Annotated in this window: 9 protein-coding genes; 8 read left to right on the plus strand and 1 reads right to left on the minus strand. The window is 47.8% G+C overall.

Annotated elements, in window-relative coordinates; translation table 11 throughout:
* Window positions 1-110: 110 nt before the first annotated feature.
* The 4 genes from NF543_RS01955 (at window position 111) to NF543_RS01970 (ending at window position 6,376) form a co-directional block, all read left to right on the plus strand.
* Window positions 111-1,091, plus strand: coding sequence for a TolB family protein (locus NF543_RS01955; RefSeq protein ID WP_257666402.1), 981 nt, complete (start codon window positions 111-113; stop codon window positions 1,089-1,091).
* Between the two features lie 66 nt (window positions 1,092-1,157).
* On the plus strand, window positions 1,158-1,985 hold the full coding sequence (locus NF543_RS01960; protein WP_257666403.1) for a hypothetical protein: 828 nt from the start codon (window positions 1,158-1,160) through the stop codon (window positions 1,983-1,985).
* 117 nt (window positions 1,986-2,102) lie between these two features.
* Entirely contained in the window at window positions 2,103-5,609 is a 3,507-nt protein-coding gene (locus NF543_RS01965; protein ID WP_257666404.1) for a sensor histidine kinase, read from the plus strand.
* Window positions 5,610-5,620: 11 nt separating this feature from the next.
* Window positions 5,621-6,376 carry a LytR/AlgR family response regulator transcription factor gene (locus NF543_RS01970; protein ID WP_257666405.1) on the plus strand — a complete coding sequence of 252 codons (756 nt, stop codon included), beginning with the start codon at window positions 5,621-5,623 and terminating at the stop codon, window positions 6,374-6,376.
* 39 nt (window positions 6,377-6,415) lie between these two features.
* Here NF543_RS01970 and NF543_RS01975 read toward each other — a convergent pair whose 3' ends face one another.
* Window positions 6,416-7,579 (minus strand): winged helix DNA-binding domain-containing protein, encoded by a 1,164-nt coding sequence (locus NF543_RS01975; RefSeq protein WP_257666406.1) that lies wholly within the window; start codon window positions 7,577-7,579, stop codon window positions 6,416-6,418.
* Between the two features lie 77 nt (window positions 7,580-7,656).
* Between NF543_RS01975 and NF543_RS01980 the strand changes: the two genes are divergently transcribed.
* The 4 genes from NF543_RS01980 (at window position 7,657) to NF543_RS01995 (ending at window position 19,358) form a co-directional block, all read left to right on the plus strand.
* Entirely contained in the window at window positions 7,657-11,751 is a 4,095-nt protein-coding gene (locus tag NF543_RS01980; protein ID WP_257666407.1) for a hybrid sensor histidine kinase/response regulator transcription factor, read from the plus strand.
* A 138-nt stretch (window positions 11,752-11,889) separates the two neighbouring features.
* Window positions 11,890-15,108, plus strand: a complete 3,219-nt coding sequence (locus tag NF543_RS01985) for a SusC/RagA family TonB-linked outer membrane protein (protein ID WP_257666408.1) — start codon at window positions 11,890-11,892, stop codon at window positions 15,106-15,108.
* A gap of 11 nt (window positions 15,109-15,119) precedes the next feature.
* Window positions 15,120-16,841, plus strand: coding sequence for a RagB/SusD family nutrient uptake outer membrane protein (locus NF543_RS01990; RefSeq protein ID WP_257666409.1), 1,722 nt, complete (start codon window positions 15,120-15,122; stop codon window positions 16,839-16,841).
* A gap of 63 nt (window positions 16,842-16,904) precedes the next feature.
* A complete protein-coding gene (locus tag NF543_RS01995; RefSeq protein ID WP_257666410.1) occupies window positions 16,905-19,358 on the plus strand; it encodes a glycoside hydrolase family 2 TIM barrel-domain containing protein in 2,454 nt (817 codons plus the stop codon).
* The last annotated feature ends 14 nt before the right edge of the window (window positions 19,359-19,372 follow it).

The following is a 19,372-nucleotide window of genomic DNA, read 5'->3' on the forward strand; positions in this document are numbered from 1 at the left end:
CAGCGCATACCGATTTAAGTCGACAGTTGTCGCGACACAGTAGTCAACACGCTAACATACCGGAATAGTTATGCATAGCAAACGGCGAACTCGTAAACAAAACAATAATTATGAAAAATTCAATCAAATTCCTGATCAAACACCTATTGCTAGCCACTATGGCGACGGCATCGTTCAATATGATCTCCTGCGAAAAAGCCATGGAGAAACCGGCTGAATCACAAGCACTCTCGGGCTCACAACCTGATCGGATGATTGATGAGCTTGCCCTTGCCTCAATGCTTGCTAAAAAAAAAGGCGGACGAATTGCGTTCGAGAGTAACCGGGACGGCAATAGTGAACTATACAGCATGAATGCAGACGGCGGCAATCTATTACGCCTTACCGTTGAACCGAGTGTTGATGCCTCCCCGGATTGGACACATCATGGCAAGCAAATAGCCTTTGTAAGCCGCCGCGATGGAAACTTCGAAATTTATGTGATGGACGCTGATGGCAGTAATCCCACCAACCTGACCAATCACCCCGGCCATGACGCCACCCCCGCTTGGTCGCCCCAAAGTAAACAAATTGCTTTTTCAAGCGCCCGTGACGGTGGCAGCGACGTCTATGTGATGAATGCAGATGGTACCGATGTTACACGCCTTACTTACGCGCCTGCCAGCGATTCCTATCCCGTTTGGTCGCATCAGGGTAAACAGATCTTCTTCAACAGCTTCCGCGACGTAAATTGGGAGATTTATGTAATGGATGCGGACGGCTCCAACCCGGTAAACCTAACCAATCACCCAGCTAATGACAGGGAACCCGCTCTATCGAACAATGGCAAAAAAATTGCTTTCTCAAGCAATCGCGGTGGCAATTACGATATTTATGTGATGAATACAGATGGTACGGGTTTGACACAGCTTACCGACCATTTTGCCGCTGATGTAGAACCTGCTTGGTCGCCGAATAACAAGCAAATCACCTTTACGACTTATCGTGACGGGGTTTTCCCCGAAGTTTATGTGATGAACGCGGATGGTACAGGTCAGGTCAACCTCACCAACCATCCGGATTATGACCACATGCCTGCATGGGGTAAATAGTGAAGCAAAGCCTAACGCTGACGGTTCGGATCAGGTTGTCCCTAGTAAAACTAAAAACAAAATGTCATGAAACGCTTTCTATTTTTTCTCTGTGCTACTGCATGGGTCTGCGGTATAACAAACTCCTGTAAAAAGGATACTGCATCTCCAACACCAGATAAGCCTCTGCTTGTCAGCATTTCCAGAAACGGCATCACCGATTTCGAGCTGACTTATGATACCGATAAAAAGCTGATCCGTCTGAATTACTATTTCAATGGAACATTTTCCAGCTATACGTTGTATGAATATGACGAAAAAGGGATACACGAAACGAGGCGCTACAACGCAAACAATCATGCGCTTCAGTACCGGAACGTATATACCCTGGATAATTTCGGACGCCTGATAAAAGCCAATAATTATTCCTCAGCAGACCCCGATGAGGTTAACAGCATAAATGAATACGAGTACAATGTATCAGACCAATTAATCAGTGAGGAGTTCAGGATACCCGGTAATCCGGTATATAGCCGCCAGGAATATGCGTACGACCAGCAGGGCAATTTAACAATAAACGAACGAACCCTTTACCCCGGCGGCCCCGGAGAATACCTGACTAGCCGACTGACATATACACCGGGAAGCACCCCCTTTCCCGTTGAGTGGAACAGCTACTTGTTCCTGCTTTTCATATCCGGCCTCGACGATCGGATGAGGGATATGTTCAACGCTGGTAGCGGCTATACCTCCTGGGATAACCAAGGGGAAATTTCCGCCGAGTACGAATATACCGCAGCCGAACAGCAGTATAATTCCCAGGGCTATCCGACCAGTCAGGTAATAACTCGCCAAGATCTCCTGGACGATGATCCGGATGTAGTACGTGTACTTACCTATTCCTATACACAATAGCATACCGTTAATGTTTTGTAACTTAGTACATGTAATTAACGGTTTAATCTTATCAAAACGCAAATCAAATATCTATGGCTTCCCCTGATTGCAGGGTTGGTTATATCAGGTAGCGCGGTGGCTCAAGAATTACGGTTCTTCCATATCGACAAAAGCAACGGCCTGAGCAACAACACGGTTACGAGTGCCGTAAGGGATAAGCAGGGCTTATTGTGGATCGGCACGCGTAACGGGTTGAACACTTATGACGGATACACCGTTAAACATTTTTTCAGTAGGGACCATCCCGGTTTACAGAATGACCGGATTGTACGGATGGTCTGTGATGATTGGAACAGGATATGGATACAATGCGATGAAGGGAAACTTACTTTATTGGATGAAAAAAGGCAGTTCCACGCGGTACCCTTAATGGAAAAGGGTAAAAAAATGGAAGTAGCGTACTTATTGCCTGTTAAAGATAAAATAATGTTTCTGAGCGGGGGGCGACTATACGGATTGAAAGGCACACATTCCCTTACTTTTACCCGTGTGGACATGGAAGACCAACCCCTGCTCGGGAATAAATTTCAGCGAATTAATGTATGGAATACAGATACGCTGGTATTCAGCGGTGATAGCCTCCTCTTTTTATTTGATTTGAAAAAGTTGAACATAGCACAAGCCATACAGGTTGCCGACATCACTGCCGCCGTCCGGTTTGGACGCAATAACGCCTTAGCTACTGTTGCAAACAAAGACAAATTAGTTAAGATAGATCTTTCTTCGAAAAAAATCGTTCAAAAATACACCGCCCTGAAAGATCAGCATGGCCAATATATGCACAACTACCCCGAAAGCATTTATCATTTGCAAGACCAGCAGTATTTGATTACCTCTCCCACTGCAGGGGTTTACATTTTTGATGCGCAAAATGAAACCCTAATCAGGCACCCTCATGATGCCACCGATGACCGATCCATCTCTGCCAACCAGGCATCTTATATTTTTTCGGATACCAGTGGTTTTTTTTTCGTGGCCACCGCCATCGCGGGGCTTAATTATTTCAAGCCCTCAAGCCCACCGGCCTACACAAAACCGCTGTTCCATAATAAAATAACTGGCCGGATATATGATGCCCATATCAACGCCATCGAAGAAGATGCCAAGGGGAATCTCTGGCTGGCTACACAAAGTGATTTAATCGAATGGAAACGCAAAACCGGGGACGTCTTTTTTCATTCATACGACCGTGCCAAAGCAAAAAGAAAAATTGGTGCAATCAGAACGCTCTACCTGGATAACCAAGATAACATGTGGCTGGGATCCGCGAACGGGATTGCGGTACTTGATCACAAAAGGCAACCGGTAAAGTATTTCTATGCAACTAGCGAAAACGGCAGCAGCTTACCCGCCAATATCATCAATGAAATAATCCCTTCACCTGACGGCACGCTATGGATAAGCACAGCTAGGGGAATCTGTTTTATAGACCCTGTAACCTTTCAGGTAAGTTTCCCTGACGATAATTCTCCGCTTAATGCGTTACAAGATAAAAACTGCAAAACAATCTGGTTCCGTTCGGATTCAGACGTTTGGATTGCTACCCAGGATGGGGCTTATAACATCAATCTATCAAATGGAGACATCAACACGTACACCAAAGAAAACGGGCTGGTTTTTAACGAGGTGACCGGTTTTGCCGGGGATAATAACCATAATATTTACATAGGCACCAGATTTGGTTTTCATCTACTGGAGCCGGGGAAACCCTTAGCCGCTTACGAAGAAATGGCCCCAGGGCAGCTGATAGACTGCTATGCGTTACTTAAAGACCGGACGGGTGGTATCTGGCTGGTGAACAGTGATTACCTGGCCTATTATTCCCCCGAAGAAAAAAAATTTAAAATATATGACGAAGGGTCGGGCATCAGTAATGCCGGATTTCGTTTCTACGCTGCACTGGAAACTAGAGACGGAGAATTGGTCTTTGGCACAAACAAAGGGATTACCTATTTCAGGCCGGAACAGATTCATACCCATGATATTCCGTTTTCCGTTGTCATCCACGAAATGGAAACCATTGATAGCAGCTATTATTTTTCACCAAACTCATCCATTAAGCTGCCCTATTATACCAATACCGTCAGTTTTTCTTATTCGGTGGTAAATTTATTGAGAAACAAAAACATCCTTTATCAATATCAGCTAATGGGTGTGGATAAAAACTGGGTAAAAACCTCCACTGGACAGCGGATTACATACGATAGGCTCAAGCCCGGCAAGTATCTATTTAAGGTAAAAGCGAGCAGTGATGGAGTCCGGTGGGTGGAAGCCCGTAATCCGGTCTTATTCTATATCCATACACCTTGGTGGCAACGCAGTTGGTTTGTGGCCAGTTGCCTACTAATCAGCATTGGCATCATTATCCTCATTACCTGGCAACGGAACCGCAAAATACGTTACCAACAGGAGCAGCTGGAAACCGAACAAGCCATTAATTACCTTGCTACTTCCTTACATGAGCAACGTACCATGGAGGCCATCCTTTGGGATGTGGCCAAAAATTGCATTGGCCGCCTGAAGTTTGTGGATTGCGTCATTTATTTACTGGATGAAAAAAGAAATATGCTCCTTCAAAAGGCAGCCTGGGGCCCCAAAACATCCGATGGAAACAAAATCATCGACCCCATCGAGATACCCCTAGGCAAAGGCATTGTAGGCAGTGTGGCAAAAAGTGGAGCGGCAGAAATCGTTTCGGATACCTCTAAAGACAATCGCTATATTGCCGATGATGCCAGGCGTCTGTCTGAAATCACTGTACCTATCACCTATAATGGCCAAGTTTTGGGTATCATTGACAGTGAACACCCAAAAAAACATTTCTTCACTCAGAAACACCTTGCTATTCTCACCACCATTGCCGCACTTTGCGCCAATAAGATGGTCCGGATAAAAGCAGAGGAAGACCAGCGGCGGGCACAGCTGGAGTTGCTGGAGCACGAAAGAAAATCAGTGGAAGCCCAATTGAAAAGCCTGCGGCTGCAAATGAATCCGCATTTCCTTTTCAATTCACTCAATTCCATCCAGCAAATGATCTTGGCTGGCGAAGATACCGCCGCTACCCGCTACCTATCCAAATTCTCCCGCTTGCTGCGGCTGGTATTATTACACAGCGACAGGGAAATGGTCATGTTGAAAGAAGAATTGGAAACATTGCACCTGTATATCGAACTGGAATCTCTGCGTTTCAAGGAAACTTTTGATTATGACCTTATATGCGAAGAAGTAATCGATCCAGAAGAAATAAAAATACCGGCCATGCTCATACAGCCATTTATCGAAAATGCCATATGGCACGGGTTGCTCCATAAAAAGGGAGATCGATGCCTGAAAATACACTTTTCCGAGGACTCCGAGGAAAACCTCCTTTGCGTCATCGAGGACAATGGGATTGGTAGGGAAGCTGCAAGAAAAGGGGATAAAAACAACCACACCGGCAAAGGGATTGCGGCAGCGACGGAGCGATTGAAAGCACACAATGAACACCATACCCTGCAAAGCAGGGTGTGGATACACGACATGAAGGATGCAAAGGGCAATGCCGCTGGAACACGGGTAACCCTTGTATTGCCATTATTATAAACGACCATAAGATGACCAAGGCATTATTAATAGATGATGAAGAGCGGGCCACGGATTCCTTAAGGTTGATGATCGAGAAATTCATCCCGGAAATTGATCAGGTATGGAGCTGCAACGATGCCCGGAAGGGCGCACAGCTTATCCACAAGATTTGCCCCGACCTTGTGTTCCTCGATATCCGTATGCCCCACCTCTCGGGATTTGACTTGCTCAATGCAATCCCAAATAAACGTTTCAAAGTTATCTTTACCACCGCATATGATGAATATGCAATCAAATCCATTCGCTTTAGTGCATTTGATTACCTGTTGAAACCCATTGATGCCGAGGAGCTGATCAGTGCCGTAAAGCGATACTTCCAATCCAGTGATGATTGGTCGCAACAACCGGCGCTTTTCAAGAATATTACCCATAATATGCACTTGCAAGCACGGGATGAATTCCGCTTGGCCCTGCCTTCCAAAGAAGGGATTCATTTTCTGATGCCCCATGAGATTATTCGTTGCGAAGCCGCCAGCAATTACACGACATTTTATATAGACGGCGGTAAGCAACACATTACGTCAAAAACACTAGGAGAATACGACGAATTATTGAGCCCTTACCATTTCATCCGCACCCATAAATCGCATCTGGTCAACCGGGATTTCATTTCCTTCATTGATCATGATGGCTTCATTGTATTGAAAGATGCCACGAAGGTTGAAATATCTCGCCGACGAAAGGGAGATGTAATGGCTGCCCTATCCAGTCCTTCATCCAACTAATTACTCTTGTTGAAGCTCTAAAGACCGCTTACCGTATAGTTACTCCAAATAATGAACTGCTACTTGCTTTTCCAAAAAATGCCCGAAAGCCTCCGCTTTTTTGTCAATGGCTTTCTTCGCCGCTTGGCTATGCGGTTTAAACAGGGTGATGTCCATGATGACGTTATCCTTTTTTAATGTTCTTTTCCATACACCTGTCACGACACCATCAATCGCCACTACGGGGCGAAAAATCCCATTGATCATAACGGTCTTTTTGAAATGCGCATCGGGCACAGATGCCGACCTATCGGTATAACCGATGATAAATTCGTCAAAAGCGGGGAGCAAATGGATCTGGGTGCCTTGATCACCCATTGGTAAGGACGCATCAAACCAATATATTTTGCTGTCGATTGTCTCTGCAATAAATTGTGATTTCACTAAATCCAACGCTTTCCTGGCATCGGTGATGGAAAGCCCAGACCACCAAGCAAAATCATACACCGTAGCAGGACCATGGCTAATGAAATACCGTTTGGCGAGGGTACTCAGCGCTTCTTCCCTGGTGAGCATCCGTTTATGAGGTACCCGCTCGGGGAGCAGGGCATAGGTTGGCTTAGTCCCTTTAGAAGCGCCACTGCAAATGATTCCATCCAATTCGGCTCGAAGAAATAAGTAGGCTGCACGGTTATCTTCATTGGCAATGCCGGCCTGTTCGAATACAGCAACCAACTCCTCCCTGGTTAGGTGTTCACCATTTGATAGGCTTTCTTCAATGAGGCGGTTGCTTTTCCTGAATATCACTTCAGAAAGCTCCAGTTCCTTATGCCTGGATTTGGCCAGTGCATTGATTTGCGGACGAGACAGTTCAAGCATCCAGTAAATATCATCAGGCGAGACTAAGTGCCAGGTGGGGCGGAGGACATGGGTACGGATAATTTCCCCACTGTTAATGGCGGTTTGGATGCTTGCTGCTGAGGTGCTGGGCAACCTAACACCAACCGCACGTTGGGACATGGCAAAATCTTGTGCTTGCATGGCACCCATGTGGCCGACAAGCTCCTTAGCCGTACCAAAATCGTGGTGGTTTAACTGTTGGTTGGATAAACGGGCTTTCGCAATATCATTGGGTGTCATTTCCAGTCTTTGATTTATCAACGGTTTCTGCTGCCCAAAGATAAGGGTTTTGTCCACTTCCTCGTGACTTTTGCCGATGGGCATCACGAGAATAATTACTTTTTATGTACATTTATCCCGCTTTTGGTTAATTGCTTTATGGCGCTAAAGTCTCCCCGATCATGACAATCACCGGCCTGCTAACATTTGTGGCCTTACTACATAGCGGCTTGGAAAAGCCGCCTGAATATGTACCTCACCACTACACGATGCAGGAAGGGCTTATCTTTGACAACGTCAATAGCATAGCGCAAGACCATGTTGGTTTCATTTGGATGGCAACCGACGACGGGCTAAGCAGATTTGATGGAAAAACCTTTCAAAACATCAAATATGACACCCGAACGCCCGATGGGTTGGCGGGCAATTATGTCGCACAACTCTATACCGATCCGAAGGGAGATTTATGGGTCACTTCTAGAAACGGAATCAGTAAATATGATGTTTCCAAGGAGTCTTTTGTTCATTATCAATTGTTGACGCCACAAAAGGGCCGATACAAGACCGATGTAAGCTCGATCAATGGCGCGTCTACGGCACATGAATTATGGGTTTCCGCAAACGGACTCGGGCTGTACCGCTTTAATACAATTACGGGTGACTTCAAGCGGTATACCACCGAAAATCTATTTGGTCTTAACTCCAACATGATAACCTATGTTTTTGAGGATAGTCATGGTCTGCTATGGGTAGGCACTCAAGACAACGGCGTTCAAGTATTTGCTATACAGCCAGGAGGATTGGTATTATATGAGCCACTCAATGCCCTGCAAGAAGCAAATAAATACACAAGGGTACACCAAATCTATGAAGACAGCGAGAAAGACATATGGGTAACCACAGACAACGGCCTGTTGTATTGCAACGTACAAACTGCAAATTACACCTGGTTCAATGCCGCGGAATTAGGATTGCCTAGTAACAGATTTTTGTCTGTTATTTCCGACAATCATGGCTATGTCTTCTTTGGCCTACAAGATGGTGGCGTATACCGATTCAAGATCAGCAGAAAGGCGGCGATCAAGCTAGTGAAATCGCCTTTCGTCTCTGACACCAACCACAAAGCATGCCTTACCAATCGGTCTGTTCCTTCACTTTTTTTTGACCGTGCAGGAAATCTTTGGGCCGGTACATCTGGAGATGGGGTGTTCTTATCGGCAAAACCCAAGTATAATTTCGAAAATTTTCGCCACACGAAAGCCCCATCAACGGAAAGCTGGGACGGCATGCGCTTTTACGGCCTTACAGAGGATTCCGATGGCAATCTATTCATCGGCACCGACGGACATGGGATTTTCAAATTCGACAAAACGGATCGGTTCGTGACTCGCTATACCGCGAATAACCGTGGAGGAAGCATGACAGACAATGCCATTCTGTATGCCTATCACGACTGCAAGAATAGGGCTTGGTTTGGCACTTACAATGGGGGATTACTCTTATACCAGCCGATTACTGACGACTTCAAGTCCTATAGGTTCGACCCGAAAGAAGAAGGATTCTTAGGGGGCAACGATGTGCGCATTATTTTTGAGGACCGAAACGGCCAACTATGGATCGGCACCAACGGCGGTGGACTCAACAAACTGAATGAAGGAACCGGGAAATTTAGCCGCTACCTGCAAACCAACAGTAACATCCCTTCCAATGACATACGGGCAATTGCCGAAGATCAAGAAGGGCTTTTGATTATAGGTACTTATGGTGCCGGTATCACGTTCTTCGATCCCAAGAAAGAACAATTCGGGCAATTGCCAAACAATGAGTTATACGAGCTCCTGGCCAGTGAGGTAATTTTCGCGCTGCGAGTATCGGACGATGGTAAATTGTGGATCGCGACAGAAAGCTTAGGCCTTCTCGTATATGATCTCAAAATCCGAAGGGTAATCCACCACTTTGACGAACACCATGGCTTGGCGAGCAATACCGTTTTCAGCATCCAGTTTGACAACCATCGGCATTGCTGGACGAGCACAAACAAAGGGTTGTCAAAAATCATCCCGCATACTGGCCAAGTGTTTAATTATGGTCGATCATCGGGAATCCAGTCGGGGATTTTCAATCCTAACGCTACTCTTTACAGTCGTTTCCGCAATCAATTATTCTTCGGCGGCACGGGAGGCTTAACGCACTTCGATCCGCTTACCGTCACATCGGATACATTCATGCAGCCCGTCACACTGACGGGAGTCGAGATTTTTGGACAACGCGTGCGCGTTGGCAAACCTGAAGAGCACGTTATCATGGAACGGGCATTAAATGACGTGGCAATCATTAGGCTGAAGCCTTCCCAATCAACCTTTACACTTAATTATTCATCGCTTGAATATGGCTATGCTGATGGACAGAATTTCGCCTATAAACTCAACGGTCTGGACAATGACTGGAATTTCGTCAAAGGACAACAATCGGCCACTTATCGTTACCTATCGCCTGGCCGCTATACGTTTATGGTAGGCATTGAAAGCGGGGGGCGGGTTTCCGAAGGCAGCATCAAGACCTTGGAAATTGTTGTGCTTCCGCCTTGGTATCAAACAAAATGGGCCTATATCGGTTACTTTGCGATCGGCTGCTTCATCTTCCATTATTACCGAAAATATCGAAAACAAAGGGAAAAACTAAAATACCAACTGGCCATTTCACAAATCGAACGCGCAAAGGAACGGGAATGGAACGACCTAAAGATTAATTTTTATACACGCCTTTCCCATGAATTCCGCTCGTCATTAACGCTCATCCTCAATCCCGTCAAAGACTTGTTGAACAGCGGCCCGCCGCCTCAGTTTGAGCCATACGTTAATACATTGCACGCAAACACATCCCGCTTGCTGCGCCTAGCAGACCAAGCCCTGAGCATTCGAAAAGACGATCTGATTACCGAAAATGTACTATGGGAGGAGGTGGACATCGTCCAACTGGCTAATGATGTACTCAATTGCTTCACCAACCAAGCTGCCAAAAAGAACATCAGTATCACGCTGCATACGCAGGAAGAACAACTGTTCATCAAAGCTGACAGGGAGAAACTGGAAATTATTATTTTTAATCTGGTATTCAATGCGGTAAAGTTCACGAACCAAGGCGGTGTCAGTCTCGGCATCAAACGGCTTAATGAACGGTTAGAAATAACGGTTGCCGACACCGGTTGTGGTATAGCCGACTCTGTGGGGCCGCGTCTTTTCGAGCAGTTTTATCAGGAATCGGCATCCGACTCCAACGTACCAAAAGGGTTTGGCGTAGGACTATGGATGGTAAAATCATTGGTGGAGCTTCATGAAGGGAAAATCACATATCAAAGCGAAAAAGGCCTTGGAACGACGTTTACTATGTTTTTGCCCCAAAACACCGCGACAACAGCACCTACGAAGCTGGCTACAAAAGAAATCGCTCCGCACAAGGACATCGCCAGAAAAATCATGAAGGTACCAAAACCGCATAAAATCCTAATTGTTGAAGACGATATCGAATTAGCACTTTATCTGAAATCACTTTTTGAAGAAGATTATGGGGTATGGCTCACTGACAACGAAAGCGAAGCTTTAACGATTGTAGAAAAGGAACTGCCTGATATCATCTGTTGTGATATGATGTTGGCTACTGGCAATGGGATGGACTTTTGTCGTACTGTAAAGCAAACCAATAATTGGAAACACATCCCCATCCTGTTGATTACTGCCGCCAAAGGTGCCGATGTACAAATAAATAGTATTGAAAGTGGCGCAGACGACTTCCTAGCTAAACCATTTGATAAAGGTGTATTGCAGGCCAAGGTGAACGCACTCCTTCAACGGGGCAAGAATCTACGGGAGTACTTTTTCAATAACATCACCGATGTGATGGGCTACCAAAAGGTATCTTATGAAGATAAAGTACTATTGGATAAATGCGTCTCAATTATCGAAGCGCATCTCGAAGATGAAAGATTCAGTGTCCATGTGCTGGCCGACCAATGCGGCATGACCTATGCAACCCTTTCCAACCGCATCAAGGAAATCAACCAGCAGACGCTGAATACCCTGATTCGGACGGTTCGGCTCCACAAGGCTGCGCAGTTGCTGTTGACCACGGACAACACCATCTATGAAGTCGCCTATAAAGTAGGCATCAAGGACTTGAAATATTTCAGGGAACAATTTGCTAAATTGTATACGCTTAATCCCTCCGATTTCATCCGGAAATACCGCAAACCATTCCATGAAATCCATCATCCTAATTGATGTAAACGAAATTCACCCCCTATCATTTTCATTTTTACCCCTCACTCCCGTAAGGGCATATGCTTGACATTTGTCCTTAAGTTATAAACCGGTTATCCGTTGGTCTAACCCATCGGAATCCGCTAACCAAATTTAAATATGGCTATAGATGTACAATGTGCAACGCACAACAACAAGGGAGTTAAATGGATCGTGTTTTTGCTCCTGACGGGGTGGGTTTTAACCGTTAACACATTCCTCGCTTACGGTGCTCCGCCTTTATCAAACAGCCCTTCGCGAGATGCTTACGACGAATCTACTCAAACAACCCTATCAGGTATCGTACGGGATGAAGATGGAAATCCGATACCTGGGGTGACCGTAAGCAGCAAACAATCTGGAAAGAGCACCGCAACGGACAATGAAGGCCGTTATCAGCTATCGCTTGCGGCTGATGACGAAACATTAATCTTCAGCTTCGTCGGTTACGTTACACAAGAAGCGGACATCAGCACACAAGTAACGCTAAATCAAACCACGCTAGATATCGTTTTGGTCGCTGACCCCATGGCTTTGGAAGAAGTGGTGGTGGTAGGGTATGGAACCCAAAAAAGGGCCACATTGACCGGGTCCATCTCGGAAGTAAAAGGAGCGGAAATTGTGAAAAGCCCTCAACCCAACCTATCCAATTCCTTGGCAGGCCGTTTCTCCGGAGTTGTCATCAGCAACCGTAGCGGTGAACCTGGTTATGACGGGTCAAACATCACCATACGGGGATTGGCCACCACAGGCAGCAATAGTGTCTTGGTAGTGGTCGATGGCATACCCGGACAAGTTGGTGGACTTGAACGGTTGGATCCCAACGACATCGAAAGCGTATCCGTTCTAAAAGACGCTTCAGCTGCCATCTATGGCAATAGAGCGGCCAATGGTGTCATCTTGGTGACCACCAAAAGGGGAAAGAGCGGGAAGCCCACAATCAATTACAGCTTTAACCAGGGATTCAGTTCTCCCACCCGCTTGCCTCAGATGGCCGATGCACCTACCTATGCCCAGATGATGAACGAAATAAACTACGACGCCAATCCAGCCGGCGGCATGAATCAAGCCTATTCTGAAGAAGAAATACAGAAATTCAGGGATGGGTCGGATCCAATTCTTTACCCGAACCAAGACTGGATTGCGGCCACCTTGAAAAATACAGCGCCGCAAAATCAGCATAACCTGTCTGTAAACGGTGGCAATAACGACATCAAGTACTTCCTCTCGCTAGGGACGGTACGGCAAGACGCGATATATAAAAACGGAGCGACAAAGTATAAGCAATACAACGTGAGGTCAAATATTGATGCTAATATCAACGAACGCCTCACAGTAAGCCTTTCGCTATCGGGCAGGCAGGAAAACCGCACCTTCCCCCAAGTAGGTGCCGGAGACATCTTTCGGTCCATCTACCGGGCCAAACCCATCATCGCAGCGTACTATCCCAATGGCCTACCCACCACGGGAATCGAGAACAACAACCCAGCTGTGCAAGTGACCGATATCGGTGGAACAGCCGAATCACCCACGCAGGTGTTTAACGGTATTTTGAGGGGTAGTTATCAAATGCCCGGCGTAACGGGGTTGTCGGTAGACGGCTTTTTCTCGGCAGATAAGTCCAATACATTTAACAAGAGCTTCAGCAAGCCCTACCTGTTATATAGCTATAACGATGGTGAGTACAACAGTGTCATCGTGGGCGGCAACAACAACGCCGCCACGCTAATAGAATCCCAAAGACAGGAATCCCTCATCACCTCCAATATCAAACTAAACTACGCAAGAGCATTTGGGCAGCACCATGTAGACGCCTTCGTGGGCTACGAACAGAGCAGTAATCATTTGGAATATTTTGACGCCCAGCGCTTCAACTATCTTTCAACCCTGTTGCCCGAACTGTCACAGGGCGGTTCCGCGGCCACGGACTACCTGAATTCGGGCTATAGCTCCAGGTATAACCGGAGGAGCGTGATTAGCCGACTCGCTTATAATTTCGATGAACGTTACCTGTTCGAAGGCCAGCTGCGTGCAGATGGCTCGTCCATCTTTCCAGAAGGCAAGCAGTGGGGCTACTTCCCATCGGCATCCGTGGGATGGCGCATTTCCAAGGAAGCGTGGTTTAGTGGGGTTTCCTTCGTGGACGACCTGAAGCTACGTGCATCATATGGAACACTCGGCAATGACAATGTAAATGCGTTCCAATATTTTGACAATTATGTGCTGGTGGGAAATGGCCTCGTGGCCATCAACGATGGAACGCCTGTCATCCAGCCCAATATTCGCTTGGCAAAACTCGCCAATGAAAATATTACCTGGGAGGTCGCCAAAAAACTGGATATTGGCATCAATACTGTCCTGTTTAAGCATTTTTCGTTGGAAGCCATTTACTTCAACCAAAAGCGGACAGACATCCTCGCTACCAGGAACGCATCATTGCCCGGCTCATCGGGCATTGTGAATCCCTTTGGGTCCGACCCGCTGGTGCCCTCCGAAAATATCGGGAAAGTCAATAGCAGCGGTTTGGAAGGAACAATCGGCTATCAACGGCCGGGAGAATTTAGCTGGGGCATTTCGGCCAACCTCACCTACGCCAAAAGTAAGATCGTCTTCATCGATGAAGCCAGCGGCACATTGGAACATCAGCGGCAAACGGGCCGTCCCTTGAACACCTATCTGCTCTATCGCAGTACGGGCATATTCCGCACACAGGAAGATCTTGACGCTCATCCACATGTCACTGGAGCCAAGTTAGGTGATTTAATCTATGAAGATTATGACAACAACGGCGTCATCAATGCCGATGACCAAATGCGTACCAAATACGGCAACATCCCGGAGATTGCCTACGGCTTTTCGCTGAATGCGAGCTACAGGAATTTTGATGTAGCTGTACTGTTTGCCGGCCAAGGCCGAGTGTCGCAATATGTACTACCCGAATCGGGCAGCGTAGGCAACTTCTACAGCAGTTGGGCAGACAATCGATACAGCGTAAACAATCTCAATGGTACCTTCCCACGGGTGACCGAGCGTGCATCGAATGCCATCAGCGGTGGTCTGTATAACAATACCTTCTGGCTCAACGATGCTTCCTTCCTGCGCCTGAAGAATGTGGAAGTGGGCTATAACATCCATGCACCGTTCCTCGATAGGGCAAAAATCACAGGCCTGCGGCTTTACGCCAACGGGTTCAACCTGTTTACCATTACTAAAGTAAAAGACTATGATCCCGAGGGATCCAATGGTAGTGGGCAATCTTATCCTGATGGAGCCTATGGCAGCGGACAGTTTTATCCGCAGCAACGGATCGTAAACGTAGGTGTAAATGTCAAATTTTAATTAAGCAAAAAATGAAAACATTGAATAGCAATATTTGTCAACTACTCGCGGGCGCCACCATTATCCTATCGCTGGCCGCCTGTAATGAGGATTTCCTGAATGTGGATCCCACGGACAGGATCGCTACCAGCGGAATAGAAGCCGATACCGCACTACTGGAAGCCTATATCACCAACAGATATATTGGGGCACGTTTGCAGGACAAAGAGGGAGACGGCACGGATCCCGGCTTCGGCAGGGGATTTGAATATGCCATGTGGAGCTCGCTGACGGATGAATCAATCTATAACAATGACGACGCTACTTGGTTGATACAGCGCGGCCAACTGGCACCCGAAAACTTAGGAAATGCCGGGGTACTCTGGGCACGCAGTTACCGCAGCATCCGGGAGTGCAACTATGCCTTGCGCGCACTGACAAACATCGAGATGAGTGCAAGCAAGAAGGCTGCGCTGGAAGGCGAGCTGAAATTTATCCGGGCATTCCGCTACCATGATCTTATCAGGAATTACGGGCGTGTGGTCCTATTGGGTGACACGGTTTTCGGACTCACTGATGATCTACAGGATCCCATCCTGTTCAAGCGTGCCAGCATCAAGGAAGGGATAGATTATGCCCTTGCGCAGCTGGTGGAAGCGGCAGAGAAATTGCCCTTGGACAATAGTTCATCATGGCTATTGGGAAGAGCCACAAAAGGCGCAGCCTTGGCACTGAAAGCACGGTTGGCACTCTATGCCGCAAGTCCACTCTACAGCGCAGGCTCCTGGGAAGATGCGGTATCAGCGACCCAAGAAGTGATTTCTCTCAATAAATATGGCATCTATAATGGTGGATACAACAACCTCTTCTTGATCGATGAAACCAATGAAACTATCTTTGCACGGCATTATACGAAGAACGCCAACCATGTGCACTTGGAAATCGCCAACGGTGCCAACGGATATGGCGGATGGGCAGGCAACACGCCGCTGCAGAACCTCGTAGATGCCTACCAGATGGCCAACGGCATACAGCCGTTCAACGACGACGGTTCAATCAACGTGGCTTCGGGGTACGACGCCGACAATCCATACCAAAACCGCGATCCGCGGTTCACGGCAACCATCTTATACAATGGTGCCGAATACCGTGGCCGCGCAGTGGAAACCTTTACCCCCGGTGGCCGGGACAGCCGCGATGGTCCCGACAACTGGAACACCACCAAAACGGGCTACTACCTCAAAAAGTTCATGAACGATAACTATCCATTACAAAATCCCTGGGGCAATGCCGGTTTTCAGCCTTGGATTTATTTCAGATATGCTGAAGCGTTGCTTAATTTTGCTGAAGCTACCAATGAAGCGTATGGCCCTGATGTAATACCGGCCGGCAGCAACCTATCCGCAAGGCAAGCTGTCAATCTCGTCCGTGCGCGTGCAGGCGTCAATATGCCAGAACTGGCCAGCGGCATGTCCCAACAGGCGATGCGGCAGGCCATCCGGAATGAGAGGAGGGTTGAGTTGGCTTTTGAAGAACATCGCTTTTATGATGTTCGGCGATGGATGATTGCCAGCACAACTGAAAACATCCCTGCGTACGGAATGGAAATTACCAAAACAACGTCAGGTTATACGTACACCAGAAAAACAGCATTGGACGGCAGGAACTTTGCCGAGAAGCATTACTGGCTACCCATACCACGGGCAGAAATATTAGCTTCAGGCGGACAATTGGAGCAGAATCTAGGTTATTAAGAAACTCGCTACGCTGCTTAATATATACAGGAATACACATAAAGCGCTAACTTTAACACCGACATGCAAACAATAGCCGTAACTACACGCTCCGCCCGATTGTACATCATGATAGCAGCAATCGCGCTAACACTATTCCCCACGTTGCTCGCTGCCCAGATGGACGGCCAGTCTGTTTTGTTGAACAACGACTGGAAATTCCATCAGGGGGATATTGATAGTGGAGCCGTCGTCCAATTGGATGACAGCCGTTGGCGGACGGTAAACCTCCCCCACGACTGGAGCGTGGAAAACCCGCTAAGCCCTTCACTCGCCAGTGCCACTGGATACCTGCCGGGGGGCTTGGGCTGGTACCGTAAGCAAATCCATATTCCCGCCGAAAGGCGCGGGCAGCGACTCTACATTTATTTCGAGGGCGTATACAACAACAGCGAAGTATTTGTCAATGGGCACTCCATCGGGAAACGCCCCAACGGCTATGTGTCCTTCCAATACGACCTCAGCGACGATGTTGAATTTGGGGCAGAAAACGTCATCGCGGTAAAAGTGGACCACAGTCGCTATGCGGATTCACGTTGGTACACGGGTTCTGGCATTTATCGAAATGTATACCTCACCTACACTAATCCGATACATATCGACCTATGGGGGGTAAGCTATGTCGCAAAAGAAGTGAAACCAAACCAAGCCAACCTTGCCATCGCTACCAAAGTCAAAAACGTTACCGAGGTGAAAACTGAGGTAACCGTAGCGCATGAATTGTTCTTGAAGGGAAGCGAAACATCCTTGGCAAAGGTGGAGAAGAAACAAACAGTTGCCGAAAGCAGCATTATCGATGTCACGCAGGAGATGCGTGTACTTACGCCTAAGCTGTGGTCCGTGGATGACCCCAACCTATATACGCTTCGGACGACCGTAATTCAACGGGGCAAAGTCATCGACGAAACATCGACAACCGTGGGCATCCGCACATTGACGTTTGATGCCAACAAAGGATTTGCGCTCAATGGCGAGTGGATGAAGCTGAAGGGCGTATGCATCCATCACGACGCCGGGGTGTTAGGCGCTGCCGTGCCTCGACAGGTATGGGAACGGCGCCTCAAAACGCTCAAGACGATGGGCTGCAACGCCATCCGGATGAGCCACAACCCGCAGGCATCCGATGTATACGACCTCTGTGACGAATTGGGACTGCTGGTGATGGACGAAGCATTTGACGAATGGCGGCATCCGAAGCGAAAATGGCTTGAAGGTTGGAATGTGGGCACACCCGGCTTCGATGGCTACGCACCGCATTTTGAAGAATGGGGGGAAGCCGACCTGCGCGATATGGTACTGCGCGATAGAAACCATCCTTCCATCATCCTGTGGAGCATCGGCAACGAAGTGGATTATCCAAACGACCCGTATTCACATCCGGTACTCGATGGGGCTACCATAGGGCAGAAAGTATATGGCGGATACCAACCGGAACGGCCCGATGCCATGGAACTTGGCGAAATCGCTAGGCGATTGGTGGCCGTGGTAAAGGCCCACGACACGTCACGGCCGGTTACCGCGGCCTTGGCAGGTGTGGTGATGTCAAATTTTACAGGCTACCCCGAAGCGTTGGATGTAGCGGGCTATAACTACACCGAAAATCGCTATGAAGAGGACCACCTAGCCTATCCCGAACGCATCATCTATGGCAGTGAAAACAGGCACGACCTAAATGCATGGAAGGCTGTTCGCGACAACGACTATATTTTCGGTCAGTTTTTGTGGACTGGTATTGATTATCTTGGTGAGTCCGGACCGTGGCCTTCACGGGGTTTCCATTCCGGACTGCTCGACTTCGGGGGCTTCATTAAACCAAGGGGATATTACCGACAATCACTCTGGACAGACCAACCGATGGTGTACATTGGCACTCATCCGCTTCGCCGCCGTGGGTCACAGCGTACCTCCATTGATGCCTGGCCGATATGGAACTACAATTCGGGCGATACCATACGGGTAGTGAGCTACACCAACTGCTCCGATGTACAGTTGTTTTTGGACGGCCAAAGATTGGATATCAAAGCCAATCGCGATGATGAAAACGGTGTCTTCTATTGGGACCTTCCCTACCAACCCGGAACACTTGAAGGGGTAGCCTTCCGTAACGGGCGTGAGGTAGCCCGCCATGCTATCCAGACCTCTCGGCGTCCATTCAAGCTTAACGCGTATGCCGACCGCTCTGTCTTGAGCCCCGGTAGGGACATTGCGCATATGATCATCGAGGTTATCGATGAAAACGGGGTACCCGTGATGATCGCTGACGACCTCATCACTTGCGAAATCGAAGGACCGGCTAAACTATTGGGGCTGGAAAGCAGCAACAATACGGACATGAGCGATTATACGGACCATGTACACCGGGCCTACCATGGACGGCTATTGGCGTATATCGAGACAACGGGTCGGACCGGCAAGGTCAAGGTGAAATACTCCAGCCCATGGCTGAAACCAATAGAAGTGGAGTTGGAAGTGCGGTAAAACGCTACCGTCGC

It is taken from the genome of Parapedobacter tibetensis (assembly GCF_024704835.1).
GTDB classification, from domain to species: domain Bacteria; phylum Bacteroidota; class Bacteroidia; order Sphingobacteriales; family Sphingobacteriaceae; genus Parapedobacter; species Parapedobacter tibetensis.

Bases quoted from the DNA above. Each gene is read 5' to 3' on its own strand.
- NF543_RS01955 (WP_257666402.1), top strand. From the start codon at position 111: ATGAAAAATTCAATCAAATTCCTGATCAAACACCTATTGCTAGCCACT.
- NF543_RS01960 (WP_257666403.1), top strand. From the start codon at position 1,158: ATGAAACGCTTTCTATTTTTTCTCTGTGCTACTGCATGGGTCTGCGGT.
- NF543_RS01970 (WP_257666405.1), top strand. From the start codon at position 5,621: ATGACCAAGGCATTATTAATAGATGATGAAGAGCGGGCCACGGATTCC.
- NF543_RS01975 (WP_257666406.1), bottom strand. From the start codon at position 7,579: ATGCCCATCGGCAAAAGTCACGAGGAAGTGGACAAAACCCTTATCTTT.
- NF543_RS01980 (WP_257666407.1), top strand. From the start codon at position 7,657: ATGACAATCACCGGCCTGCTAACATTTGTGGCCTTACTACATAGCGGC.
- NF543_RS01985 (WP_257666408.1), top strand. From the start codon at position 11,890: ATGGCTATAGATGTACAATGTGCAACGCACAACAACAAGGGAGTTAAA.
- NF543_RS01990 (WP_257666409.1), top strand. From the start codon at position 15,120: ATGAAAACATTGAATAGCAATATTTGTCAACTACTCGCGGGCGCCACC.
- NF543_RS01995 (WP_257666410.1), top strand. From the start codon at position 16,905: ATGCAAACAATAGCCGTAACTACACGCTCCGCCCGATTGTACATCATG.